Annotated in this window: 17 protein-coding genes; 3 read left to right on the top strand and 14 right to left on the bottom strand. The window is 70.6% G+C overall.

What is annotated here, in order from left to right:
- Window positions 1-21: 21 nt before the first annotated feature.
- The 13 genes from LZ199_RS01650 to pssA form a co-directional block, all read right to left on the bottom strand.
- Complete coding sequence (locus LZ199_RS01650) at window positions 22-1,296, bottom strand: O-antigen ligase family protein (protein WP_253991858.1); 1,275 nt, start codon at window positions 1,294-1,296, stop codon at window positions 22-24.
- A gap of 13 nt (window positions 1,297-1,309) precedes the next feature.
- Window positions 1,310-2,425: an LptF/LptG family permease gene (locus tag LZ199_RS01645; RefSeq protein WP_253991857.1), complete on the bottom strand. Its 1,116-nt coding sequence runs from the start codon at window positions 2,423-2,425 to the stop codon at window positions 1,310-1,312.
- A complete protein-coding gene (locus tag LZ199_RS01640; RefSeq protein WP_253991856.1) occupies window positions 2,422-3,534 on the bottom strand; it encodes an LptF/LptG family permease in 1,113 nt (370 codons plus the stop codon). Before LZ199_RS01640 ends, LZ199_RS01645 begins: the two co-directional genes overlap by 4 nt.
- Window positions 3,531-4,796 carry a phosphoribosylamine--glycine ligase gene (gene purD, locus LZ199_RS01635; RefSeq protein WP_253991855.1) on the bottom strand — a complete coding sequence of 422 codons (1,266 nt, stop codon included), beginning with the start codon at window positions 4,794-4,796 and terminating at the stop codon, window positions 3,531-3,533. The genes LZ199_RS01640 and purD overlap by 4 nt, the downstream gene beginning before the upstream one ends.
- A 1-nt stretch (window position 4,797) precedes the next feature.
- Window positions 4,798-7,701, bottom strand: coding sequence for a zinc-ribbon domain-containing protein (locus LZ199_RS01630; protein ID WP_253991854.1), 2,904 nt, complete (start codon window positions 7,699-7,701; stop codon window positions 4,798-4,800).
- Window positions 7,702-7,704: 3 nt separating this feature from the next.
- Window positions 7,705-9,249, bottom strand: a complete 1,545-nt coding sequence (gene purH / locus LZ199_RS01625) for a bifunctional phosphoribosylaminoimidazolecarboxamide formyltransferase/IMP cyclohydrolase (RefSeq protein ID WP_253991853.1) — start codon at window positions 9,247-9,249, stop codon at window positions 7,705-7,707.
- A 99-nt stretch (window positions 9,250-9,348) separates the two neighbouring features.
- A complete protein-coding gene (locus LZ199_RS01620; RefSeq protein ID WP_253991852.1) occupies window positions 9,349-9,843 on the bottom strand; it encodes a sigma factor-like helix-turn-helix DNA-binding protein in 495 nt (164 codons plus the stop codon).
- 55 nt (window positions 9,844-9,898) lie between these two features.
- Window positions 9,899-10,423: a MerR family transcriptional regulator gene (locus LZ199_RS01615; RefSeq protein ID WP_253991851.1), complete on the bottom strand. Its 525-nt coding sequence runs from the start codon at window positions 10,421-10,423 to the stop codon at window positions 9,899-9,901.
- Window positions 10,424-10,740: 317 nt separating this feature from the next.
- Entirely contained in the window at window positions 10,741-13,311 is a 2,571-nt protein-coding gene (locus LZ199_RS01610; protein WP_253991850.1) for a serine/threonine protein kinase, read from the bottom strand.
- Window positions 13,312-13,314: 3 nt separating this feature from the next.
- Complete coding sequence (locus LZ199_RS01605; RefSeq protein WP_253991849.1) at window positions 13,315-15,798, bottom strand: protein kinase domain-containing protein; 2,484 nt, start codon at window positions 15,796-15,798, stop codon at window positions 13,315-13,317.
- Window positions 15,799-15,945: 147 nt separating this feature from the next.
- On the bottom strand, window positions 15,946-16,290 hold the full coding sequence (locus LZ199_RS01600) for a hypothetical protein (protein WP_217440163.1): 345 nt from the start codon (window positions 16,288-16,290) through the stop codon (window positions 15,946-15,948).
- 183 nt (window positions 16,291-16,473) lie between these two features.
- Window positions 16,474-19,431, bottom strand: a complete 2,958-nt coding sequence (locus tag LZ199_RS01595) for a choice-of-anchor D domain-containing protein (RefSeq protein ID WP_253991848.1) — start codon at window positions 19,429-19,431, stop codon at window positions 16,474-16,476.
- A 160-nt stretch (window positions 19,432-19,591) separates the two neighbouring features.
- Window positions 19,592-20,236: a CDP-diacylglycerol--serine O-phosphatidyltransferase gene (gene pssA / locus LZ199_RS01590; protein ID WP_253991847.1), complete on the bottom strand. Its 645-nt coding sequence runs from the start codon at window positions 20,234-20,236 to the stop codon at window positions 19,592-19,594.
- 172 nt (window positions 20,237-20,408) lie between these two features.
- Between pssA and LZ199_RS01585 the strand changes: the two genes are divergently transcribed.
- Both LZ199_RS01585 and LZ199_RS01580 read left to right on the top strand, forming a co-directional pair.
- Window positions 20,409-22,925 (top strand): penicillin acylase family protein, encoded by a 2,517-nt coding sequence (locus LZ199_RS01585; RefSeq protein WP_253991846.1) that lies wholly within the window; start codon window positions 20,409-20,411, stop codon window positions 22,923-22,925.
- A 268-nt stretch (window positions 22,926-23,193) separates the two neighbouring features.
- Complete coding sequence (locus LZ199_RS01580; RefSeq protein WP_253991845.1) at window positions 23,194-23,640, top strand: DofA protein; 447 nt, start codon at window positions 23,194-23,196, stop codon at window positions 23,638-23,640.
- A gap of 36 nt (window positions 23,641-23,676) precedes the next feature.
- Here LZ199_RS01580 and LZ199_RS01575 read toward each other — a convergent pair whose 3' ends face one another.
- The gene (locus LZ199_RS01575; protein WP_253991844.1) at window positions 23,677-24,495 is read right to left on the bottom strand and encodes a ThiF family adenylyltransferase; all 819 of its coding nucleotides are present in this window, start codon (window positions 24,493-24,495) and stop codon (window positions 23,677-23,679) included.
- Window positions 24,496-24,987: 492 nt separating this feature from the next.
- Here LZ199_RS01575 and LZ199_RS01570 point away from each other — a divergent pair, with 492 nt between their 5' ends.
- Window positions 24,988-26,391: a hypothetical protein gene (locus LZ199_RS01570; RefSeq protein WP_253991843.1), complete on the top strand. Its 1,404-nt coding sequence runs from the start codon at window positions 24,988-24,990 to the stop codon at window positions 26,389-26,391.
- Window positions 26,392-26,403 lie beyond the last annotated feature (12 nt).

Genomic DNA, 26,403 nt, shown 5'->3' with positions numbered 1-26,403 from the left:
AAGGGCGCTCAGGCCCGCTGCCTAACGCGGCGCCGGACGCGTGCGCAGCACTTCACTGCCCTCGCACAGCCCCAGTCCCCAGATGAGGGCGAAGGAGAGGTGCACGCTGGAGTGGAACGGCAGGTAGTGCACCATCGCGAGGATGTGGAAGCCCACGAAGGACAAGAGGGCGCCCGTGGCGGCCAGCGAGCCCGCGCGATATCGACGGATGAGCGCCCAGCCCAACAGGCCGTGCACCGCCAGCGTCAGCAGCAGGCCCACCAGCCCCGTCTCGGCCCACACCGTCAGCCAGAGGTTGTGCGAATCGGTGGCCAGCAAGTCGGTGATGCCCGACTCACCCTGCCTCGCGAGGACGGCGGCCTTGTGGTTGCCGAAGCCCACGCCCAGCAGCGGGTGCTCCCGCACCAGGCTCCAGCCCACCTTCATGGCCAGCTCGCGCTCCCCGCCGTAGATGTTGCCCGCGGCCTTCTCCAGGCGCGCGCGCCAGGCGGGTGACGCGAGGACGACCACCACCAGCACCGCGATGAGTCCCAGGCCCGCCTTGCGCGCGATGCCGCTCACCAGCAGCAGCAGCGCCACCACGCTGACCAGCAGCGCCGCGCCCAGCGCCGCGCGGGCGAAGGCGTTGTAGATGGACACCAGCAGGCCCAGCACCACCGCGCCCGCCACCATGCGCCGCCGAGCCACCTCGGAACTGCCCAGTATCGCGAGCGCGGGGCCCAGTGCGGCGATGGCGCCATGCGCGAAGCGCAGCCGGTGGAAGAAGATGCCCCCGGCCGCGTAGCGCGGCGAGGCCTCCGTGCCGAAGTTCTCGTGCAGTCGGCCCGGGTTCAGCTTGAGGAACGCGAAGGGCTCCCACGGCCAGCGCACCCGGTTCTGGAACATGCCCAGGGCCGCGGCGAACAACCACCCCGCCGCCACCGTGGTCGCGAGCGCCAGCCACGGCACCCCCACCGAGCCCACGCACGCCACGGCGGCGCCCGCCACCGAGTCCAGGGCCTGCCCGTAGCGCGAGCTTCGAGGCCACCCGCTCGCCGCGCCCGTCAGGAGCGCCAGCCCGGGTGACACCACCTGCCACGCGCACAGCGCCACGCTGGCCAGCACGTAGGCGCGCACGTCGGAGGCCAGCTTCAATTGACGCCGCGCCGCCAGCACCAGCGCCAGCAGCACCGCCGCGGACGCGGCCACCTGCAACACGACTTCGGCCAGCACCAGGCCCACCGCCCAGGCGAGCAGGACTCCAGCCACGGCGCGACGAAGGAAAATCTCCAGCCGGGGCTGGGAGGGATGGTCCATGGATGGACTCACGCTACCTCACCGCGAGCCAACGGCGAGGCAGGTGGAGGAAACCCTCGCGACGCAGCCACAGCGCCCCTGCCGCCAGCACCAGCAGGACGGGGGGAGTCCACGCCGCCACCAGGGGGGTCAATCGCTCGGTGAGCACCAACGTGCGGCACACCATCATCAATCCCCACATCGCCACGGCGACGAGCAGGCCCTCGACGATGGCGGCGGTGAGGTGTCCCCGGCGATTCGAGCGCAGTGCCAGCCCCACCCCCAGCAGCGCCGCCGGGAGCGCCGCCAGCGGATAGGCGAAGCGATTGTGCAGCGCGAGCTGGAACTGCTTCGTCGCCAGACCCACCTCTCGGCGCGCGACAATCTGCTCGCGCAATTCGCGCACCCGCATCTGCTCCGGGCGTCCTGGCCGGATGCGGAAGGCGGAGGCGGCGATGCCCAGCTCGTACTCGGCGCTCTCCAAGCTTTTCACCGACGTGTGCTTCTCCCCGGTGAAGGAGCGCTCCACCACCTCCGTCAGCCGCCAGCGCGTCCCGTCCAGCCACTCCATCCGCGCCGCGTCCAGCCGCCGCTGCAGCTTGAACTCCCGAGACAGGGTGAAGATGGACACATCCTGGAAGCCCTCCTGCGCGCTGCCCGCGCGGAGGAAGAAGATGTGGTCACCGCGTCGGAACCACTGCTTCGGCGTGTAGTAGAAGCGCCAGTCGCCCCAGCGGTTGAAGCGCTGCGTGGTGATTTCATCGACGCGCCGTCCCGCGTGCGTCGCGACGACTTCGTCGAAGGCGATGAGCCCCGTGCACGCCATGAGGCCAAAGGCCAGCACGGGTGCGTACAAAGCCGTGGGACCGAAGGTCAGCGCGCGGATGGCCGTCACCTCGCCCTGCTTGCGCAACGCGGACACCGTCGTCCCCGCGGCCAGCAGCAGCGCCGCCGGCCCGAGCTGCTGCACCGCCATCAGCGCCTTGTACGCGTAGAGCTTCGCCGCGTCCGCCACCCAGCCCGGCCCCGTGTACGTCTTCGCGCGGTCGACGAAGTCCACCACCACGAAGACGAGCACCAGCCCGCCGAGGATGCCCAGCGCATAGCGGATGTACGTCTTCAGCACGTACCCGAAGAGCGTCAGTCTCACCGGACCGTCCCCGAGCGGCTCACCCGGTACAGGGCCACCGCACCCACCAGCATGAAGACGACGTTGGCCAGTTGTCCCGCCACCGGCGCCGGCAGCTTCCCCTGCTGGCCCAGCTGCTCGAAGGCGCGGCTCAAGAGGTAGTACAGGACGTAGCCGCCCAGCGTCAGGAGGTAGCCCCACGCCCGGCCCGCCTGTCGCCGACCGATGGCCAGCGGCGTGCCCAACAGGGCGAAGGCGATGGGCGCCAGCGCGCCCCCCAGGCGGCTGTGCAGCGCCATCCGGAAGCCGCGCGCATCCCCGCCACTCGCCTCGGCTTCGCTCGCGGCCTGGAGCAGCTCCGACGGCGTCAGCTCCTCCTTGGCGGAAGTGAAGCGGCCCCGCTTGCCCATGGACGCGCCCACGCCCACGCTGATCTCCGCCCGGTCGAAGTGGATGACGCTGTAGTCCTCGGACGCGCGGCCGGAGCGGTGCACCTCGCCATCCTCCAGGGCGAAGCGCAGCACCTCTCCACCGCTGGACGTGCCCACCTGGCCCCGATGCGCCAGCACCAACAGGGGCGAGTTCGCCTCGCGGTCATCGTGCAGCAGCACGTTGGTCCACTTGCCATCCTTGGAGGACACCTGCTCCGCGTACAGCGTCAAGTCGCTCAGGTCCTCGTAGAAGGTGCCGGACTTCACGTCGCCGACGACGTTCTTCCGGATGACCTCGCTCACCAGCTCCTTCACGCCCGTGAGCCCCCAGGGCTGCGCGGTGGAGGTGATGACCAGCATCAGCACGCTGAGCGCCGCCGCCACGCCCAGCGGCGCGAAGAGCAGGCGCGTGGGGCCCACTCCCAGCGCCTGGAGCGCCGTCAGCTCGCGGTCCTCTCCCAGCCGCCCGAGCCCCAACAGGATGGCGAGCAGGAACGCTATCGGCAGCGCCATCATCAGGAAGTGCGGCGTGAGGTAGGCCACCAGCCGGCCCAGGTCCAGCACCGTCACCGACGAGCCCAGGAGCACGTCCGTGCCTCGCAGGAACTGCATCACGAACAGCAGCAGGAACATGAAGGCCACCCACACACCGAGGGGGACCAGCAATTCCTTGAGGAGATAGCGGGAGATGCGCGTCACGGCGCGGCCTTCATCCCCTTCGCGCCGATGTCATGACGGAAGTGCATGCCCTCGAAGCGCACCGCCTCCACCGCCGCGTACGCCCGCTCCCGAGCGCGCGCCAGGTCCTCGCCCCGCGCGCACACCGTCAGCACCCGTCCGCCGCTCGTCACCAGCGCGCCGTCCCGCGTCTCCGCGCCCGCGACGAACACCGTGGCGTCCGCCGGCACCGCGTCCACGCCTTCGATACGCTGCCCCTTGCGAGGCGCGTCCGGATAGCCCTGCGCCGCCAGCACCACGCCCACCGAGGCGCCCGGCGCCGTCACCAGCGCGCGAGGCTCCAGCTGACCGCGCGCGCACGCGTCCACCAGCGGCAGCAGGTCCTCGCCCAACTGCATCATCAACACCTGCGTCTCCGGGTCTCCGAAGCGCGCGTTGAACTCCAGCACCTTGGGCCCGCCGCGCGTGAGCATCAGCCCCGCGTACAGCACGCCCTTGAAGGGGAGCCCACGCTGTCGCAGCACCGCCAGCGTGGGAGCGATGACGCTCTCCCCCACCTGCGCCAGCTGCGCGTCGTCGAGGAACGGCGCGGGACTGTACGCACCCATGCCGCCGGTGTTGGGGCCGGTGTCTCCGTCTCCCACGCGCTTGTGGTCCTGCGACAGCGGCAGCATGACGTAGCGCTCGCCGTCACAGAGCGCCATGGCGGAGACCTCCTCGCCCTCCAGCAGCTCCTCCAGCACCATGCGCTGCCCGGACGAGCCCAGCGCCGCCACCGCGCGCACCGCATCTCGCGCGGAGTCCACGTCGTGCGCGACGATGACGCCCTTGCCCGCGGCCAGCCCGTCCGCCTTCACGACGATGCGGCCCTGCGCCACCGCGTAGGCCTCCGCCTCGGAGGCATCGGTGAAGGTGCGGAATGCGGCGGTGGGGACACCCGCCTCGGCCATGATCTCCTTGGCGAACGCCTTGGAGCCCTCGATGAGCGCCGCGCCCGCCACCGGCCCGAAGCAGGGGATGCCCGCCTTCGCCAGCGCATCCGCCACGCCCGCCACCAGCGGTGCTTCAGGCCCCACCACCACCAGGTCCACCTGCTCCCGCTTGGCGAGCGCCACGACTTCGTCCGGCACGTCGGCCTTCACGGGCACGTTGGTCGCGAGCTTCGCCGTCCCCGGGTTGCCCGGGGCGCACAACAACCGCGTGAGCCGGGGACTCTGGGAGAGCTTCCACGCCAGCGCGTGCTCACGGCCTCCGGAACCCAGCAACAGGACCTTCACATCCACCTCACCGTTCCAACAGGTAGAGCATCCGCTTGGCCGGGAGGTACGCGGGGTCCAACCCCACCACGCTCACCAACTGAGCACGCGCGTCGTCACGCCGCTGCGGCGCCTCCAGCTCCGCGAGCCGCGCCTTGGCCGACAGCAGCGTGGGAGACAGCCCCAGCGCCTCACGCAAGGAGCGCTTCGCGGGTTCCACCTGACGGCTCTCCGCCAGCACCAGGCCCTGCGCCAGATGCGCCACGGGCAACTGCCGCCCCGCGGTCACCGCGCGCGCCGACAGCGTCCGCGCCTCCGTCAGATTCCCTCGTCGCAGCGCGATGAGCGCCCGGTACGCCAGCGCCCCCGCGTTGTTCGCATCCGACTCCAGCACGTCCCGGAAGTGCCGGTCCGCCGCGTCCAGGTCTCCCTGGTGGAAGCGCAGCAGGCCCTCGTAGAGGTACGGCCCCGGGTCGTCCGCGCTCACCGCGAGCGAGAGGATGACATCCTCCACGCCCTTCACCGTCTCCGAGGGCCGCATCCAGAAGCGTGTCACCGTGGGCCGGGGCTCCAGCCGCAGCGGGTCCGCGCGCAGCGCCAGGTTCAGCGCGCGGAACGCATCCTCGCGCCGCTTCGCCCCCGCCGCCGCCACGCCCGCCAGCAGCTGCGCGTCCAGCCGACGCTCATCCCGCGACACCGCCTCCTGGAAGCGCTCCAGCGCCTCCGCGGGCTTCTTCTCCAGCAGCAGCACGCGGCCTTCCAGCACCATCTCCAGGGCGCGGTCTTCCAGCCGTCCCTTGATGCCCTCCAGGTGCTTGCGGGCCTTCGCGGCGTCGCGCTGCTCCAGGGCGACGAGGAAGACCTGGAGGTGTGCCTCGGGCAGCTCCTTCGCCAACCCGAGCGCCTCCTCCGCGAACTTCACCCCCGCCTCGCTGTTGCCCGCTGCGCGCTCCGCGGCGGCCAGGTGGACGAGCACCTCCGCAACGTCGCGGTCGCCATGGCGCTCGCGGGCCTTCAAGAGCGCGCGCAGCTCGCGCACGCCCGCGGCGGGATTGCCCTCGGACTGGTAGCGCAGCACCGCGAGCGGCAGCAGCGCCCGCAGCTCCCCGGGGTCCGCCTTCACGCGCGCCTCGTACAGCTTGCGCGCCTCGCCCGGCTCACCGACCTCCTGGTAGATGCGCGAGGTGGCCGACAGGCTGTCCCAGTCCCGGGGGTCCGCCTTCAGTCGCTTGCGCAGCGTCTCCAGCGCGAGCGAGTACTCACCGGCCGACTCGTGCGCGAGCGCGCGGTAGTACTGGATGCGCTTGAGCTCCGGCGCCAGTTGCTCCGCGGAGTCGAAGTGGTTGCGCGCCAGCGCCCCCGAGGACGACAGGAAATACCGGCCCAACACCAGGTGGGCCTCGGCCTTCTGAGCGTTGGTCGCCTGCGCCTGCTTGAGCGACTCGTCCGCCAGCTCCTTGGCCTGCTTGAGCGGCTCGGCCTGCCGTGAGCGCGTCAGGAGCAGGTTGGCGTGCGCCAGCAGCAACAGCGGGGTGCGCCCCGCGCGGGCCTCCGAGGCCTCCACCAGCGCGCTCGCCTCCGCGAAGGTGGCGTCGTCCAGCCCGGCACCTCGTCCCAGCGCCAGCGCCTGGACATAGCCGGCGATGGCCTCGTCGCTGCGCGGGTCCAGGAGCAGCGCCTGCTGGAAGGACTCCTCCGCCTCCGCATAGGCGAAGCGCTCGTCACGGGCGAGCTGCTTCTGCCCCTCCGCGAGCCGCTCCGCGCCGGTGCCCTCCAGCTCCAGGTACTTCAGCTTCCACCGGGGCAGCACCGCCTGCACGGCCTCGGGAATCGCCGCGACGGGAACCACCTCCGTCCGACGGCGCTCCGCTTCCTGGTGCTTCACGAAGAAGAAGCCACCCACCCCGGTGCCGACGACGAGCAACGTCAGCCCGCCCACCAGGGCCCAGCGGCCTCCACCCGAGGAACCCCGCCCCCCCTGCTTCTCCGCGGAACCGGAGCGGAGGTTGGAGGACGTGGTGGTTCGAGCCGCTCCCGCAGCGCGGGGATTGCTCCGGGGCTCCGAGCCCAGCGAAGGCGCCAACCCGGTCATGCCCGACGCGGCGCGCGGGCCCGAGCCATCCCGGGGCATCAGCTCCAGCAGGTCCCCTCCGCCCTCATCCGGCGACGAGAGCGGCGGCAGGAAGTCCACATTCCCGGGCGCGGTGACGGGAAGCGGGGCCGCCTCCGCCTTGGGCGCGGCGCCGCCCGCGGGCTCGCGCTGACGACAGTCGTCGCAGATGCCGAGCGCCTGGTCGAACGGGTCCGTCAGCGGCTTGTTGCAGTTGCGGCAGCCCATGGTCGCGGGCTTGGGCGCGGCGACGACGGCGGGAGCCGGTGCGGGCGCGGGTGCCGTGCGCTGGGGTGGAGCCGCCGGAGTCGGAGGCTTCACGGAGACCGGCACCGCGCCGGGCTCGGAGGAGATGCGCGCGACGGGAGCCGGCGGCGCCGCGGGCGCGGGGCCGAGGAAGTCGAGCAGCGGGTCCCCTCCAGCCGAGGGAGGCCCGGGAGCCGGACCCAGCTCCGCGAAGGGGTCCACCGGGGGCGCCGTGGCGGGACTCGGCGACGGCAGCGCGCCGAAGTCCGCGAACAGGTCCGCTTCCGGCGCCGCGGCTTTCGCGGGCCGGGCCTGCGGGGCGGGTGGCGCTTCCGCGGGCGGATTGCCGAAGTCGCCGAACAGGTCATCCGCCGGAGGTGGCGCGGACGACGCGGGGGTGGGCGCCGAGGGACGCGGCGGTGCGGCCGGCGCGTCCCCAGAGGGCACGGCCGAGGGATCGCGCCGGACGAGCTGCAAGTTCCGGCAACGAGGACATTGCGCGCGGACACCCTTTGCCGTGATCAGTCGATCATCGATGGCATAGGCGGCCGCGCATTTCTGGCAGACGATGCGCATGAGTCAGTGCCGGAAGTGTCGCACTCCGGTCACCACCAAGGCCATCCCATGTTCGTCGGCGGCTGAAATGACCTCCGCATCCCGAACAGAGCCGCCAGGCTGGATGACACAGGTCGCACCCGCCCGGGCCGCCTCGTCCAGGCCGTCCCGGAAGGGGAAGAAGGCATCCGACGCCACGGCGGCCCCCTGGAGGGCCTGTCCGCCGCGCTGCATCGCGATTCGGACCGAATCCACTCGATTCGTCTGTCCGCCGCCCTGGGCCAGCAGCTGGCTCCCAGAGGCGAAGACGATGGCGTTGCTCTTGACGTGCTTGCACACCTTCCAGGCGAAGCGGAGGGCCCGCTCCTCGTCCGGTGTAGGCGCCCGCTTGGACACCACCTTCCAGCTCAGCTCCGGCTCCACCGCGTCCCGGTCCATCAGGAGCAGGCCTCCGGACACACTCCGGCCATCAAGCTGAGCCCTCGGCCGCACGGTCGGCGAGGCCAGCGCGGGCCCCGCCTCCAGGAGCCGCAGGTTCTTCTTCGCCGCGAGCACCTGGAGCGCCGCCTGCGAATACGACGGCGCGATGACCGCCTCCAGGAACGTCTCCGCCATGGCCTGGGCGGTGGCCTCGTCCACCTCGCGGTTGAACGCGACGATGCCGCCGAACGCGGACGTCTCATCCACCGCGCGCGCCGTGCGGTACGCCTTCACCAGCGCGTCATCCACCGCCACGCCACACGGCGTGTTGTGCTTGATGATGACGGCGGCGGGGCGCTCGGGGAACTCGAGCACCAGGCCCAGCGCGGCATCCAGGTCCAGGATGTTGTTGTACGAAAGCTCCTTGCCCTGGAGCACCTTCGCGAAGCCCACCGTCGGCTCCGAGGGCGCCGAGTGCTCTCGGTAGAAGGCGCCGCGCTGGTGGGGGTTCTCGCCGTAGCGCAGGTCCTGCGCCTTGCGGAACGACAGCGACAGCTCTCCGGGGAAGGGGTCGCCCGCCTCGGCGGACAGCCACGCGGAGATGGAGGCGTCATAGGCCGCCGTGTGCGCGAACGCCTTGCGCATCAGCTTGCGCCGCGTGGCCTCGCCCACCGCCTTGTGCTGCTCCAGCTCCGCGAGCACCGCGGGATAGTCGTCCGGGTCCACGACGACGGCCACGTGCCGGAAGTTCTTCGCGGAGGCGCGCACCATCGCCGGCCCGCCGATATCAATCTGCTCGATGACCTCCGCCTCCGCCGCGCCCGAGGCCACCGTCTGGCGGAACGGATAGAGGTTCACGGCGACCAGCGAGATGGGCTCGATGCCGTGAGCCCTCATCTCCTCGCGGTCCGCCTCCAGCTCCAGCCGGCCGAGGATGCCGCCATGGATGCGCGGGTGGAGCGTCTTCACACGGCCGCCGAGAATCTCCGGACTGTGTGTGTGCTCGGACACCTGCGTGGCGGCGATGCCGGCGCCCTTGAGCGCCTCCAGCGTGCCACCCGTCGACAGCAGGCGGTAGCCCAGGCCAACCAGCCCCTGGGCGAAGGGAACCAGACCTCGCTTATCGGAAACGCTGAGGAGAGCCAGCACGTGTGCGCCTCGGTGTGCGGGAAGCGGCGGTAGTAGCAACCACCCCCTGGGGTGTCAACGCAACACGTCGGCGCTCCGTCGGCGGCAGCGAGCCGCCAGTCACATCGGCTTGCGGGCCGAGACAGGCGGCTCGGCCTCGGTGGCCTCGCGCAGCTTCATCAGCCCGCGCGTCTCCACCTGGCGGATGCGCTCGCGGGTGAGGTTCATGATCTCCCCCACCTCCTCGAGCGTGATTCCACCCTTCTCCGCCACGTCCAGGGCGCAGGTGTGCTCGAGCTCCCAGATTTCCTTGTCCGGGAAGTTCAGCTTGATGGACCCCGTCTCCGGATTCACATCCAGATAGAGGTTGTGCTTGCAGGAGACGAACATGCACGGGCGCGGACCGTTGACGCAGTCGGCGCGGGTGCGCGGACGCGTGTCGTCCATCTGCTTGAGCAGGTCCGCCTCTTCCGGGTCCACCTGACCCGTGAGACGCCGACGGCGCAAATCACGCGCCATCTCCTTGCGCGACATCGTCTTGGACCGTCGGCGCTCCTGGCTCAGGTCATCCTGCGCCTGGTCTCCGCCCTCCTCCACTTGCTTCACTTCCGACATGTCCCCTCCACGTGAGGCCAGTCTAACCGGGTCCACCGGCTCCAGGGCCGGCATCTTATTGCGAACTCATCGTTTCGTCTTCGCGTGCGGTGACTGCGCTGCCCAGCCGGGCCACATCCCGGACCAGATCCTGCGCTCTTTGCCGCAGCGTTGCCAACTCTGCTTCGAGCGAACGTCGGTGCTCCCCCCCAAAGGCCCGCTCTCCCAACTCGTCCCGCAGCCCATCCAATAGACCGCCGAGGTCCCGCTCCACCTGGTCGATGTGATTGCTGTGGAACACGAAGGACTTCTTGATGTCCTCGAGGGTGTGCCCCTCCGCCATCATCTTCTTGATGACGTTGATGCGGCGCACCGCCTCCACCGGGTAGAGCCCCAGGCTCCCCTGGTGCTTCCCCTTCCGCCCCACCCGGCGGCTCCTCGGTAGCAACCCCGCCTGGACGTACTTGCGGAAGGTCGCCTCCGACAGACGCACGCCCCGCGGACGAAAGATTTCCAGAATGGCGCTCGCGGGGAGTCCTCCCGCGTTCTCGCGCTCAATCCGAGCAATCTCGTCAGGAGCCAGCAGGTCCATCGATTCCATTGAATATAAGCTACTGAGAGGAGGACACTGAGTGCCAGAAATGGGCCTTCGGTGTCAAGGCAGACCGCTACAGGTCCGTTGCGATGTCGGCCGGTTCACGTCTCGAAAACGAGCGCGCTCGACACGCGCCAGGCGGCACGGCGCGGCCTCACCACGGGGTGGCGGAAGACCCGGAGCGCACGGAGAGAGGGCGTGGGGTGGTGCCCGGGGTGCGACGGAACCCGGGCCTGCGCGCGCGGCGGAGCCCCAGGGGGCGCCACGCAGGTGTCAGCGCGGGAGCGACGGTGGAACGGGGGATGCGCCGGGGTGGCGCGGGGTCAGCGGCCGCGCGGGGGGCGGAACTCGCGCGTCACCGTGGCGCCCGCGGTGATGGTGACGTCGTAGCGCTTCTCTCCCGAGGGATGCTGGAAGAGGAGCTTGTAGGTGCCGGGAGCCAGCTTGTACGAGGCGCGGCCCGAGACTTCGCCCAGGCGGCGGCCGTCCAGGAACACCGTCGCGTACGGGGTTGCCCGGAGCTGGAGCAGGCCCGTCGCGGCGGTGGTGGCGGCTCTCGGCGTGGTCTCTGGAGGAGCGTCGGCGGACTTCGGGGCCGTGCCGAGGAGGGCCTCTCGCTTCAGCCCGTCCACCTCCGCGTCCGAATCGGAGGGCTCGGGGCTCGTGGCGGAGGGGGTACTGACAGGGGAGACCGGGCGCGGCTCGGGCTCCGGATCTTTTGTCTCCTGCACGACACTTCCGACGGAACCGGCGGCGGGTGCCGGAGGTCGGGCGGTGGAGGGAGCGTCGGTCGGCGTCGAGGTGGCGGCTGGCGGTGCGTTGGCCGGACTCGCCGTCTCCGGAGACTGCTCGGAGCGGATCCCATTCATCACCCCGGCGCCCACGATGAGCAGGAATCCGAGGCCCATCGTCGCGCCCACCATGCGACGCGGCCTGAGCCATCCCGAGCGCTTCGGCTGTCCCGGCGAGGACTCGGTGACAGTGGGGACCTCACTGCCAGAGAGCGACTGAGGGCCGCCCTCTTTCGCATCGAGCACGGCCAGTCCGGACGACGGTGCGCTCGCCTCGCGTGCCTCGGAGGTCACTCCGGCACCGCGTTCCTCGGAGTCGCGCGTCGAGGCTGGGGTTTCCGACGATGCAGCAAGCCGCGTCGACTTCGCGCCGTCTACCGCCTCCACTTCAGGTGACGTGCCCTGTGAAGGGTCCGAGGAGCCCATCGCCGCTCCTCGCAGTGACGGTTCGTCAGGCCCCTGCCCCACTTCCTCGCCATGACTCGAGGACTGCGCCAACCTGGCAGCGCGCTCTTCCGCCTCGGAGGCATCACCCGCGACACCACCCTGCGGCATCAAGGAGCGCTCGAGCTCGGCATCGCTCGACGAAGCCTCGGCGTCGTTCTGCCTCGACACCGGCGACAATCCACCCGAACGGCTCGGCGTCTTCGTGGGCGCGGGCGTTACCTCGGAACGGAGTCCTCCATTCGAGGCAGCCGCCGACACAGGCTCAAGCCCGCTCGAACGGCTCGGCGTCTTCGTGGGCGCGGGCGTGACGTCGGAACGAAGCCCCTCCTCCGTTGAGGCCACCACCGCGGGCGTCCCCTCGGGGCGGCTCGGCCTCACGGAGGCCATGGGCGCGGCCAGCGGCGGCAGCGGCGCATTCGCGCGCGGCACAGGTGACGAAGCCACCGCGGGCAGCGGCATCATCGGCGTGGCCATGGGCGGCAGCGGCACGGACAGCAGCGCCTCCACGTCCTCACCCCGACGCGGCAGCACGAAGGTGGACGCATCCACGTCCTCATCCGGTGACGACGGCGGCCCCGCACCCACGCGCCCCGCCTTCATCACCGCCGTGGGGTCCCTTCGCGGCGGAGGCGCCAGGTCTTCTTCGTCCTCGTCATCGGGGACCGGTGCCCCTTCGACCACGTGCGTGCGCTCCTGCACCGCGGGCATCGCCTGCGTGAGGCTGCCGGGGAACAGGCGCCGCATGAAGGCACCCAGGTCCGTGTCATCCACCGACTTCGCGTGCTTCAGCACGCACTGCGCCAGCGCCCGCTCCAGCTCACCCGCCGTCTGGAACCGCGCGGAGGGCTCGCGCTCCAACGCGCGCATCACCACCGCGTCCAGTTCCGGGGGTACCTCCGGATTGAGCCGGGCCGGCGGCGGAATGACGCTGTGCTGCACCGCGCGCAGCACCGCGACCTCCGAGTCCCCGTCGAACAACCGCCCACCCGTCAGCATCTCCCACAGCACCACGCCCAGGGCGAAGAGGTCCGTGCGCGCGTCCACCGCCTCGCCGCGTGCCTGCTCCGGGGCCATGTACGCGAACTTGCCCTTGAGCACCCCGGGCTGCGTCAGCCGCTTGCCCGCCTTCGCGATGCCGAAGTCCGTCAGCTTCACCGCACCGTCGTACGACAGCAGCACGTTGTGCGGCGTGACGTCCCGGTGCACCAGGTCCAACGGCTGCCCGTTCACCTTCAGGCGGTGCGCGTAGTGGAGCCCTCGTGCCACCTCCGCGCCCAGGTGCGCCACCAGCATCGGCGGCACCGGGTCCATCAGCTCCTTGGACTTGCGCCGCAGCTCCCACAAGGAGCAGCCACGCACGTACTCCATCGCCAGGTAGTACGTGTTCTCGTGCTTGTCGAAGTCGAAGATCTGCACCACGTTCTCGTGGTTCAGCCGCGAGGCCAGCCGCGCCTCCGCGATGAACATCTCCACGAACTCCGGGTCGCTCGCGAGGAAGGCACGCACCCGCTTGATGACGACTTCCTTCTCGAAGCCCTCCACCCCGCGCGCCGTGCACAGGTAGATCTCCGCCATCCCGCCCTCCGCGAGCTTGCGGCGGACGACGTACTTGCCGATTTGAGAACCGGCGACGAGCGTCAAGGGCTTCGGGAACATGCGCTATTCGAACTTCACGCTCACCACGTTGAGGTCGATGGCCTTCACCTCGATACGTCGACTGAGCGTCTTCTTGAGGTCGGGGTTGAAGAATTTGCAGTCATAGGTCCCGACGCGCAGCTCCACCGCCTCGAAGGGCGTCTCCCCCAGCTTCTTCCCTCCGCACGTCACCTCCGCCCACGGCCGCACCGCGAAGCGGACCTTCGCCGTGCGAGTCTCCGCGCGCGGCTCCTGCCTCGGCGGACGTGCCGGCGGCGGCGTGGGAGCCACCACCCGAGCCTCCGGGTTCAACGTGAAGCGCTCCACCTGCTCCGGCCCCGAGCCCACCGTCACCGTGCGCTCGCTCGACTGGTGCTTCGCGGCCTCCACCCGGACGGCCAGCGCCACGCCCGGCGCGGCCTCCAGCATCACCGGCGCCGCGCCCTGCTGCCGCCCATCCACGATGACGACGGCCTGCGCGGGCTGCGCCTCCACACGCAGCCGCACCTTCGCCACGGCCACGGGCTCCACGGGCGCCTGGACCGGCGCCGTCTTCTCCACCGGCGCCTGCTGCGCCACCGGCACCAGCCGCAGCACCCCCAGCGGCACCGGCCCCGTCGCCTGGACCTCCAGCTCCGTCCTCAGCTCCTGGTAGCCCTCGTGCGACAACACCAGCGAGTAGCGGCCCTCGGGCATCCCGGGCAGCGTCACCGGCGTGCGCTCCGGCAACTCCTGCCCGTCGAACATGACTCGCGCCCCGGCGGGCACGGACTCCAGCCGCGCCGGCGCCTGCACGGCGGACCCCGGCTTCAGCCAGCCCCACAGCAGCACCAGCACCACCAACCCCAGCCCCACCGTGGGAATCCACCACCCGAGCCGGGAAGCAGGGGGCGACGCCTCCGCCTGACGCCCCGCCGCGCCCTTCTTGCGGCCCGGTCGCGACATGCCCAGCGACAACGTGGGCGCGTCCTCCTCCTGCTCCTCCAGGTCCTCGGCTCCCCGAGGCAGGGGCAACGCGAGCCGTGATGGGCGCGGCAGCGGCCCCGCCATCTCCGGCATCGCCAGCGTCGGCGCGTCCTCCTCCACGTGGTGCGTGAAGGCGGGCATCGGCCGCGTGACGGCGCGCCCCTCCACGCCGTGCGACTCCGGCTCCCGCGCCTGCGGGTTCGCCACGCGCGAGGCGGCCCGTCCATCCGCCGGCTTGGGCTCCGTCGCAATCTTCACGTCCGTCAGCGTCGCCCGCGAGGCGGCGCGGCCGTCCATTGTCGGCGCGTCCTCCTCCACCCGAGGCGGCGCCGGCACCGCGCCCAGCCCCGAGCGCGAGGACCGGTCTGGAGGCGCCGGGTCCACCTGCCGACGCTGGCCCGTCAGCCGGCCGCTGGGGGACTCCAGCTCGATGCGGCCCGTCTTGCCCGTGCCACGAGGCCGCAGCGCCGCCGTCTCACCCTCCGGCACGCCGGTGGAGCGCGGCGGCAGCGCGGGCCGAAGCCCCGAGCGCCGCGAGCTTGGGTCCTGGCGCCCGGAGCCCGAAGCGGGGTCCGAGTCCTCCGTCAAGAGTTCACCCGAGCGCGCCTCCGACGCCAGCCGCTCCGCGTAGATCTCCTTCATGTACGCGCCGACGTGCGCCGTCGACGAGGGCAGCCGCCGCTCCGTCAGCCAGTCCTCCAACGCGAGCTGGAGGTGGGCCGCCTCCTGGTAGCGGTCCGCCGGGTCCTTCGAGAGCGCCTTGAGGACGATGGCATCCAGGTCCTGCGGCACGCGCGGGGACGCCTGCGACGGAGGAACCACCTTGCACTCCGCCACCGCCGCCAGCGTCTGGATGTCGCTGGGGCGCTTGAACAGGCGCGTGCTGGTCAGCAGCTCGTACAGCACCACGCCCAGCGCGAAGATGTCCGAGCGCCGGTCCACGCGCTGCCCCGCCGCCTGCTCCGGCGACATGTACGAATACTTCCCCTTCAACACGCCCGAGCGCGTGACGGTGGCCTGGTCCGCCGCCTTGGCGATGCCGAAGTCCACCACCTTCACGCCACCCTCGAACGTGACGAGGATGTTCTGCGGGGACACGTCGCGGTGGACGATGTCCAGCGGCTTGCCCGTCGTCGGGTCCGTGCGCTTGTGCGCGTAGTCCAGGCCCGAGCACGCCTCGATGAGGATGCGACACACCAGCGGCACGGGGATGGGCTGCCCCACCGCCTCCGACTGCTTCCACACCCGCCGCATGTCCTCGCCGTGGATGTACTCCATGGCGATGAAGAACGAGTCGTCCTGCGCACCCAGGTCGAAAATCTGGACGACGTTGGCGTGGTTGAGCCGCGCGGCGATGCGCGCCTCATCCAGGAACATCTTCACGAAGTCGTCGTTCTCCGCGAGGTGCGGAAGGATTCGCTTCACCACCACCAGCTTCTCGAAGCCCTCCGGACCTGGCTGGCGCGCGAGATACAGCTGCGCCATCCCGCCCATGGCGAGTCGCTTCAGGAGCTGGTACCTGCCATACGTTTCAATGGTCACGGCGACCTGACCGCACCCCACCCACGGGGAAAACCCACGGCCCGTGGCCTTCCGGAATCCGGGCGCGGCGAAGCCCCGAGCGTAAGCGCACACGACAGGGGGGTCAAACCCTTGTAGACACGGCGGAACCCGTGCCCCCCGCCGTGGCTACCGCCGAGCGGCGCGGACCTCGCGCGACTCCCGCATCAGCGCCTCCAGCTCGTCCAGGTGGCGCTTGAGCACCGGCATCAGCACCGGCGCCGCGTCCACCCTGTCGAACAGGTCCAGCACCCGGTCCACCTTACGCTCGATTTCCTGGGCTCGGGCCGGTGTGATTCGCCGCAGGAGCATGTCCGCCCCCGCCTCCATCAGCGCCCGGGCCACGGCGTCCCGGGAAGCGAGCGGCTCTTGCTGTCGGCGGCCCTCGCCCTGAATCACCCGCAGGCCCGGGGCGCGCGCCGGGGAAGCGCGACCCGCGCTCGTCGTCTTCGTGTTTTCGGAGTCTGGGGACATCACCGGGTGCCTCCTCGGCGGGCGCGGGTACGACCTCAGGGTACACACCGTGAGGAGCCCTCCAATTTTCTGGTCATCCGCACAGGCGGAGCCAGACCTGTAGCACCCGGGACCGACATGAACGTCGAGGGCCGGATGACCGGCCCTTCGACTGGAGCACACGACGCGCCTGCTCCCCTGCTTTCAGCCCGCGTCGCAGGAGCGGCGGTAGGAGATGGCCACCTTGGCGCCCGGCGCGGGCACGTTGGTGAAGATGACGCTGTTGGTGGGGGCGTCGTAGCGCCAGCCAGTGGTGACTGGGGCGCCGTCCACCGTCACCGTCACGCTGCCCGGCTCCGGAGACTCGCTGAGCGGGAAGCGGTCCTGCGCGGAGAAGGCCTTGTTGGCCACCGCGGCCAGGAGCGGCCCGTAGTTGGCCGCGCACACGTTCATCACCTCGCCACCGGTGCGCGCCGTCGCTTCGGCGTAGCGCGTGCCGGTGCCGCCCGCCGTTCCGCACGCCGCCGCCGTGGGGGCAATGGCGTAGAACGTCGCGCGCTGCGGCTGGTTCTGGCCCTTTCGCTGCTGCGCCCACTGCACGTAGGTGTCCACCGCGTCCGGCGAGTGGTCATCCTCGTCGCCCACGAAGACGACGACGAGGGCCGCCGAGTCGCGCAGGAAGCCGAGGTTGCCGTCCTGGGCCGCCGGCGTGCGCGGGTCATCCGCGTTGTTCACCAGCGGCGGAGACAGCGCGCGGCGCATCGCCTCGAAGCCCTGCTCCACCTGGGCGCACTGCCCCACCTGCACGTTCTGCTGGAGCAGCGCCGTCAGGTTCGGCATGCCGTTGGTGAGGATGCGCGGCCGCGAGTTGTCCACGGGGAAGAAGCGCCCCGCCTCGCCCCCCTGCGCGCCGCCGGGGCACGTCGCCGCCACCGGCGAGATTCCCGTCGTGGTGACGGCCACGTGCATGTCCACCTGCTTGGCGAGCGCCGCGTCCACGAACGAGGGGATGGCGGACACCAGGCGCGGGTGCTCCTCCACCATGGACGCCGTGTTGTCCACGACGAAGAGGACGTCCACCTTGCTCACGTCCTGCTGGGTGAAGGTGTCCGTCTTGTCCGTGCGCTTGGAGGACTCGCCGATGAGCGGCACCAGGAGCGGCGCGGGCAGGTCACTGGAGCTCACGTAGAGCGGCGAGAGGTTCATGCCGTACACCTGCGCGGCGTAGTCCAGGTCCACCGTGAAGGCGTCGCCGGGCTGCAGCGTGAAGGGCATGGGCGCGGGCACGCCGCCCAGCGTGAACTCGCCGTCCGTCGTGCCCGGACCAATCCACACGTTGGACACCGTCACCGGCATGGTGCACGCGTTGAGGTAGTTCACCTCGCGCGGCTCGGGCGGACAGTCGCGCCGCGCCACGCCCCAGTCCACGTACCAGGGCGACGCCATCAGACACGTCGCCTGCGAGTGGGCCAGCAGCGGCACGAGGATGACGGGATTGACGGGGTCCATCTGCTCCACCTGGAGCATGCCCGTGAAGTCTCCGCCGGCCTGAGGCGCCTGGAAGGCCACCTGGAAGCTGAACCAGTCCCCCGGGTAGATGATGACGCCGAAGAGGTCTCCGCCCGGCAGGCGGAAGCTGCCGCCACCGGTGTCGCGAAGCTGGATGTTCTTCACCGGGCACAGGTCCGTGCCCTTGTTCTCCAGCTTCACGCCCAGCACCGCGCCCCGGCCCGGAGGCACCGTGCCGAAGTCCAGCGCGAGCGGCGTCACGGTGAGATTGCACGGCGCGTGCTCCTGCGCGGTGCCCCGGAAGTCCAGCTCCACCGTGGCCGCCGAGTACGCGTTCGTCGTCATCACCAGCACGCCCGTCGCGGCGCCCGGCCGCGTGGGCTCGTAGAAGACGGAGATGTTGACCTCCTGGCCCGGCTGCAGCGTGAGCGGCATGGCCAGCGGGGTGTTGTTGAACTGGAGCGCGCCCGCGGGGTCCGGCTGCCACGCCAGCGACTCCAGCGTGAGCGCCCCCGCGTTGGAGGAGCCACAGTTCTTCACGTTGACGATGACGCGCGTCTTCGAGCCCAGCGGCTGGGTGCCGAAGTCATACGTCATGGGCGACACGCACAGCTCCGACGCGCCACCGAAGCCCCTGAGCTTCACGTCGGTGGTGGGGTGCCGCTTGCTCACCACGTGGTAGCGGGCCATGTCGTCCGCGGGGCCCATGTGGCCGGGGCTGTAGCGGAACTGGAAGCCGCGCACCTCGCCGGGCTGGAGCACCAGCGGGAAGCCCGCGTTCGCCTGGGAGAAGGACGCATCCAGCCCGTCGAGCGTGAGCTGGGTGACGGTCATCGGCTCCGTGCTGATGTTGTGGATGCGGGACTCGCGGAAGGCCTCGCGGTCCACCGGCACCGCCGCGAAGTCCAGCACGGGCGGCTCGGCGATGACGGCCTGCTCCAGCGCCTCCGCCGACACCTGCACCGTCACGTCCGCGCAGCCCCGGCACGGCGTCACCGCCAGCGCCACCTGCTTGCGGCCCACGCGCACGGGGTTGAACGTCAGGGGCAGCTCCGCGCGGCCCCCCGGGGCCACGACGACGGGGCCCGCGACGAACTCCTCCCGGTCCGCGCCGACCAGACGGGGCGTCACCTCCACGGGCAGCTCCGTGGGGTTCTCCAAGGTCAGCACCAGCGTCTTCGTCGAGTCCGCTTCAATCCGCCCGAAGTCGAGCATGCGGGGCGACACCCGCGCCGACGCGTCGATGCCCAGGCCCGCGAGGGGGATGCGCATCAGCGGCTCGATGCGCGTGTCCGAGCGCACGACGAGGAACGCATCCTGGCCGCCCGCCTTCAGGGGCGCGAAGCGCACGCGCAGGGCGCACGCGCTGCCAGGCGCCAGGCTGTGCGGCCCCTCATGCGTGAACTCCGCCCGGTAGGCCCCTTCCGGGCCCTCCACCCAGACCTCATTCACATCGACGGGCGCTCGCCCCACGTTGCGCAGTGAGATTTCCGTCTCGCGCGCGTCGAAGAGGGCGACCTTCTCGAAGTCCATCCCGCCCGGAGTCGCCGTCAGCCGCCCGTCCGCGAGGGACGACCGTTCGCGATCAGCACACCCCGAAGCCGCCACCAGCCCCAACACCGCGAGGGCCCAAATGCCCCAGCGCCCCGTCATGGCCTCCACCCCTTCCCCACGCCCATCGCCCGCTGCCGCCCCGCAAGCCCCGAACGAGGCGCTGGAGCGGATCAGTTGGCCAAACTAGGCACCCACCCGTGGGCGGGCAACCACCCACGAAGGGCAATCCCGGTGTCAGGGGGGGTCGCCCCGTTCACTTTCAAATCTTCGGGATTCGCAGCGTCTTGCTGATCATGGCGCTGCCGCTGGCCGCGTACAACAGCACCAGGGGATGAAGCACCACCGGCCCCACGTCCCACGCCCCACCCAGCAGCGTGTCGCCAATGCGACCCATCCACGTGGCCGCCGCCAGCACCATCACCAACGCCAGGCTGGTGGGGATGGGCGTGCCCTCGAAGTACTTCACCTTCCCCGTCTCGTCCGCCAGCTCCGCCGACGTGACGTTGAAGCGCGCCAGCCGGCTGATGCCGCACGCGACGAAGTACAGGAGCACCGCCACGTCCAGCGCCCCCCGCATCCCCACCGCGAAGGCCAGCGCCGCGGGCGCCATGCCGAAGGAGATGACATCCGCCAGGGAGTCCAGGTCCGCACCCAGCGGCGACTTCTTGTAGCGCCACCGGGCGATCCTCCCGTCCAGGACATCCATCACCAGCGCCACCGGCATCAACGCGAAGGCCACCCACAAGAAGCCCACGCGCCACGTGGCCAGGTACTGCATCGCGGCGAGGATGGTCCCCGCTCCCGCGAAGCCGTTGCCGAGCGTCACGAAGTCGGCGAGCACGAAGGTGCGAATCATCGAGAAGTGGCGGCGCGGGCGGCGGGCACGCGGCTGCTCGGTCGTCATATTCGCGCTCTCCTAGCACAGTGAATCATCACTGCCCGTCCCTCACTGCGGCGTTTATTGCCGCGGTGCGTCTGACTCCAGGCTCCCAGGAAAAGTCAAACCTCAGAAAACTTTTGACGTGTGGATCAGCCCCTCCCTACGCTCATCGCCATCCATGCCTCCAAACCATTCCGTGTCCTCTTCGCGGGGGGCGACCTGGAAGTCCGGGCGCACCCGCTGGCACCTCCCCCTCCTCGCCGGACTGAGCCTCGTCTTCGCCACCGCATGTGGTGAGGATGATGATGGCGGTCCGGTGACGCCACCCGTGGAAGGCCCTCCGAAGTACGAGGCCACCATCCGGCGCACGTCGCACGGAATCCCGCACATCATCGCCAACGACATGGGCAGCCTCTCCTACGGGCAAGGCTACGCGTTCGCGAAGGACCATGTCTGCATCCTGTCGGATCAGATCATCAAGGTCCGCGGTGAGCGCGCGCGCTACCTGGGGCCGGGCCCCGGCAACACCTACGCGGGCAGCGACTTCGGCTACCGCGTCCTCCAGCTCCAGGAGAAGGCCCAGGCGGCCTTCCCCACCCTGCCGGCGGACATCCAGGAGATGTTCAACGGCTACGCGGCGGGCTTCAACAAGTACCTGGCGGAGACGCCCGCGGCCAACCTCCCCGCGCCCTGCGCCAACGCCCCCTGGGTCAAGCCCATCCAGGGCGTGGACCTGCTCGCCTACGACATCAGCGTGGGCCTGGCGGCCAGCAGCTACCAGCTCATCCTCGCCATCGCCGCGGCCACCCCGCCCATCCCCGGCGCGGGCTCCGAGGGCCGCCCCGTCCCGGGCAGCTTCAAGATCGAGCGCCCTGACTTCAGCCAGGTCGGCAGCAACGGCTGGGCCATTGGCGCGGAGCGCTCCGCGTCCGGCCACGGCATGGTGGTGGCCAACCCGCACTTCCCCTGGGAAGGCGAGCTGAAGCTCTGGGAGAGCCAGCTCACCGTGCCCGGCCAGCTCAACGTGTACGGCGTGGGCCTCCTGGGCGTGCCCGCGGTGCTCATCGGCTTCAACGACAACGTGGCCTGGACGCACACGTTCTCGTCCGGCCAGCGCATGACGCTCTACGGGCTGCAGCTCGTGCCGGGCAACCCCACCCGGTACAAGTACGGCACCGAGGAGCGGGACATGACCTCGCGCGAAATCACCATCCTGGTGAAGCTGCCGGAGGGCTCGGTGACCAACATCACCCAGCGCTTCTACAGCAGCCACTACGGCCCCGTCATCGTCATCCCCGGCACCGCCGAGTGGACCCAGCAGTCGGTGCTCAGCTACCGCGACGCCAACCTGGACAACACCCAGCTCGTCACCCAGTTCGTCGGGATGAACCGGGCCAAGAGCCTGGAGGAGTTCCAGAACGTCTACGCCAGCATCCAGGGCATCCCCTGGGTCAACACCATGGCGGCGGACCGGGCCGGCAACGTCTGGTACACGGACGCGACGCCCACCCCCAACCTCACCCCCACCGCCATCGGCACGTGGCGCGCGGCCTCCAGCGGCCTGGACCCGGCGACCACCGCCATCTGGCAGTCCATGGGCCTGGTGCTGCTGGACGGCAGCAACCCGGAGAACGAGTGGCGTGACGCCGCCGGTGCCCGCGGGCCCGGCCTGGTGCCCTTCAGCGGCGTCCCCAAGCTGGCCCGCCGCGACTTCGTCTTCAACGCGAACGACAGCTACTGGCTGGCCAACCCGAACCAGCCGCTCACCGGCTTCTCGCCGCTGCACGGCCTGGAGGACGTGGGCCAGACGCCGCGCACGCGCATGAACGCGGTGCTGCTGATGGAGCAGAACGGCGCGTCCGGCTCGGACAACAAGTTCACCACCGCGGAGCTGGAGAACGCCATCCTCGGCAACCGCGGCATGATGGCGGAGCTGCTCAGGGACCAGGTCGTCGCGCGCTGCACGGGCAAGACGACGGTGCTCTACAACACCACGCAGGTGGATATCCGCGCGGGCTGCGCGGCGCTGGCCGCGTGGGACATGCGCTACGACGTGGGCAGCAAGGGCGCGGCCCTGTGGCGCGAGTTCAGCGGCCACTTCAGCATGGCCGCCCTGTCCAACGGCCCCGGCACCCCGTCCAGCACCGGCACGCCGTTCGCGGTGCCCTTCGACGTGGCGCAGCCCATCGCCACGCCGCACACGCTCATCCCCGAGCCTTCTTCGGGCTCGGACCCGTCGATGCTCGCCCTGGCCGCGGCGGTGTACCGCCTCCAGGTCGCCGGCATCCCCGTGAACGCGCCGCTGGGTGAGTCGCAGTACACCACCCGCGTGGACGGCCGGAAGATTCCCATCCACGGCGGCGGCTCCTACGACGGCACGGCGAACGTCGTGTCGTGGGGCACGCTCAAGTCCACCACGCCCGACTCCGACTTCAGCGCGGTGCGCGGCTCGCTGCTCAACTCCCGCACCAACCTCACCACCACCGGCTACAACGTCAACAACGGCAGCAGCTTCATCATGGCCATGGAGTTCACCCCCACGGGCGTCAATGGCCGCGCGGTGCTGACCTACAGCGAGTCCAGCGACCCGGCGTCGCCGTACTTCTCCGACCAGACGGACCTGTTCTCCAACAAGCAGTGGCGGCCCATCGTCTTCACCGAGGAGGCCATCGCCGCCACCAAGGTGGAGGAGAAGAAGATCTCCGGCAACTGACGTCCCACAAGGCTCCCCTCCTCACGCGAGGGGGGCCTCGAAGCAGTGCTCAAGCCCCTGCTCCGGCGGGGGCTTTTGCTTTGGCGCGGACAGTTGGAGCCTCCGCGGGGGAAGTCCTCTGTCCGCCCGGCGATGCCCGCCCTTTCGGGAGGCTTCCGCTGTGACGCGGCGAACCCAGGATGCCCTGGCAGACCGCCCGGCACCGCCTGGCAGCACGCGGTGAAACGGCCCCGGGGGCAACGGTTCTGCGAAGGAGCGGCAGTTCACCATGACGACACCCGTCTACAAGACCGCCATCATCGACAGGGTCTTCTTCCTGCGCTGGGAGTCCCCACCCAACCGGGAAGACATCGACGCCGTCTTCCAGCAGATGCGAGAGACCCACGAGCGACTCAAGCCGCCCCTCGTCCTGGTGGCCAGCCTGTCCTCGAAGTCCGCGGTGCCCAACAGCGAGCAGCGCACGAACCTGTCCGCCTTCCAGTCCGACGCGCGCCCGCTCTTCACCCAGATTCACGCCATCGTCGAGGGCAACGACCTGCAGTACAACCTCCAGCGCGTCATCATCGCCGGCATCAACATCGTCACGCGCACCCACGACGAGACGCTCCAGCGTGTGCACCAGCGCGCCGAGCAGGTCGCCCCGCTGCTCTCCGACAGCCTGGGCGTGGACGGCTCGAAGGTCATCGAGGAGGCGCGCAGGCGCGGCGTGGTGTGAGCCTGGAGGGCGCGGCGCGTCGGCCCCGGGCGTGACTCACATGGGCTGACGCGCGGGCTGCGTCTTCTTGGGACGGACGGCCGCTCGCACGTAGCGGTGGTCGAACAGGTCCACGTAGAGGTACTCCGGCCAGGACACCATCGCCCGCGCGCCGAGCATCACCCCGCGCATCAGCTCGCTCACCATCATCCCCGCGGCCGTCGTGGCTCCGACGACGCACGTGGGCGCGTGCCCTCTGCCCTCGAAGCACGCGTCCATGGCGTCCTGCAACAGATAACTCCCCAGGTGGGGAATGATGGCCGGAAGGTCCACGCGACCGTCCGGGAGGATGTAGAGCTGCTCGTACAGCGGCGCATCCGGTTGGAAGACATGCAGCGCGGCGCCAAACCCCAGCATCAGCCCCGTCATCACCGGCACGCCGCGCTCACGACACGCGCGGTGGAGCGCCTGCTTCGCGCCCGCGCCCGCGATGTCGATGACCTCCACCACGAAGTCCGCCGGCGGCAGGACTTCGCCGCCCGCCAGCACGTCGTCCACGTTGGCCTCGGTGATGCCCGTCTCCACCCGCCGCAGCCGCAGCCCCGGGTGGATGTCCAGGCACATCCGCCCCACCACGTCCACCTTGGACTGGCCCAGCGTGCTCTCGAAGCAGCCCACCTGCCGGTTCATGTTGTGGCGCTCGTAGGTGTCGAAGTCCGCCAGCGTCAGGCACCCCAGGCCCAGCCGCGCCAGGTCCACCGCGCACTGGCCTCCAGCGCCCCCCACCCCGGCGACGACGACGTGCGTGCGGGCCAGCCGCGCCATGACCTCCGGGCCGATGACGCCCAGGTTGCGCTCGAAACGGGGCTCCACCATGACGCCTCCACTTTCTGCCCACGGGGCGCCGAGCCGCTCAGCGCTTCGGACGCGCCGCCCACCGCCCGGCGGGGACACCTGGATGTGGACCCGGCGTTTCATCCCGGGGAGGCCACCGCGACCCCAGGTGTTCAGCACTCTCCCCTCCCCCCAGGACGTTGTCCGACGCCCGGCACTCCCCACGTCCTCCAGCGCGTGAGCCCGTCCAGACTGGCCCGCACCGCCGCGCCAGGGCCTCTCGCGGCACAGCCGTGATGCCCCTGCTTCAGTCGTGAAGCGGGGTCATCAACGCCACACCTGGCAGGGCATGTCAGACGGGTGATTCACAGTGGACAACAAGCGTGGAGTCCAGGGATAGACGACCCTCCAAGGGATTCATGTGTTCAATGACTGGCGTGGATTCTGCTCTGCGGGTGACACAGCAGGGTGGGTCCCAAGGCCAGTCAACACGCGCCTTCCTCCGAACCCTCTCTTCTTCGATTCGAGGTCCCTATGCGTTCGTGGTTCAGCCTGTTTGTTGGCCTGACATTGTTGTCGTTGGGTTGTGGAATTTCCGAGTCGCCTGAAGCCTCGGAGGACTTACGCGACAGCGCGACGGCGGCGCTGGTGTCGGGAGCCTCCGCGCTGGAGGGGGTGGCCAGCACGGCCTCCACCCAGCGGGCTTCACGTCAGCAGGTGTTCGGTGACGTGGCGCACTACCGTTTCGAGCTGAAGGTAGGTCCTGGGGTGCACGACACCGTCACGGTGCACCGGGTGGTGAAGGAGCGCGCGCCGTGGGTGCCCGCCAGGGCGAGCCGGGCGGTGTTCCTGGTGCATGGCGATGCGTGGGGCTTCGAGGCGGCGTTCCTCTCCAGCGTCGGCTCCGCGCACGTGCCGGTGGACCAGTCCATTGGCGCGTACCTGGCCCAGGAGGGCGTGGACGTGTGGGGCATCGACATGCGGTGGGTGGGGGTGCCGACGGACACGACGGACTTCAGCTTCATGGCGGGGTGGAACCTGGGCACGCACGCGAAGGACGTGGGCACGGGCCTGCTGCTGGCGCGGACGCTGCGGCTTGCGGGCGGCGACGTGGGTTCGATGAACCTGCTCGCGTGGAGCCGGGGCGCGATGGTGGCCTATGCCTACCTCAACTCGGAGGCGCGGCTGCCGAAGCTCCTGCGACAGGTGGACGGCTTCATCCCCGTGGACATGGCGGTGCGCCACGCGCCCCAGTTCGCGCAGCAGCAGCAGTGGGCGTGTGAGCGTCACACGGCGCTGAAGGCCCGGCGCGACGCGGGTGTCACGGAGGGCGGCCTCCTGGGCCCCGCGCCCGGCATCACCCTCCAGTACATCGGCATGTTCGCGGCCACGGCGCCGGACGCGCCCTCCCCGCTGCTGCCGGATGACGTCTTCGGTCCGGGCACCGGCCGTCCCACCAACCGGCGCGCCGCCATCGTCTCCGCGGCGGCCACGTACGCGCTGCTGGCGCCGCTCCAGCCGCTCACCCCGGGCTACCACCTGATGGCGGGCATCCCCGACGCGTCGGGCCTGCCGGGCAGCCTGAAGTACACGTCCGAGCCCTACCTCTATGAGTACGCCCAGCGCGCGGCGCCCTACCAGAGCCTCAACGAGGTGGTGGAGTCGGAGGCGTGGGCGTGCGGGCTGAACGTGCCCTACGACGACTACCTCAAGCGCGTGAAGGTGCCGGTGCTGTACGTGGGCGCGGGCGGCGGCGTGGGTGAGTACGGCGTGCACTCCGCGACGCTCTTGGGCAGCACGGACGTCACGTCGCTCGTCGTGCGCGATTTGCCGACGTCGGCGCGCGCGCTCGACTTCGGGCACGCGGACCTGTTCCTGGCGAACACGGCCCGCCAGCGCGTGTGGAAGCCCATCCTTCAGTGGGTGCGCGCCCACTGAAGACGGCGGGAC

Origin of the sequence: Myxococcus qinghaiensis, assembly GCF_024198215.1 — a bacterium.
GTDB lineage: Bacteria > Myxococcota > Myxococcia > Myxococcales > Myxococcaceae > Myxococcus > Myxococcus qinghaiensis.
The sequence above is the reverse complement of the archived record's forward strand: the minus strand, read 5'-3'. Positions and strand labels throughout refer to the sequence as shown.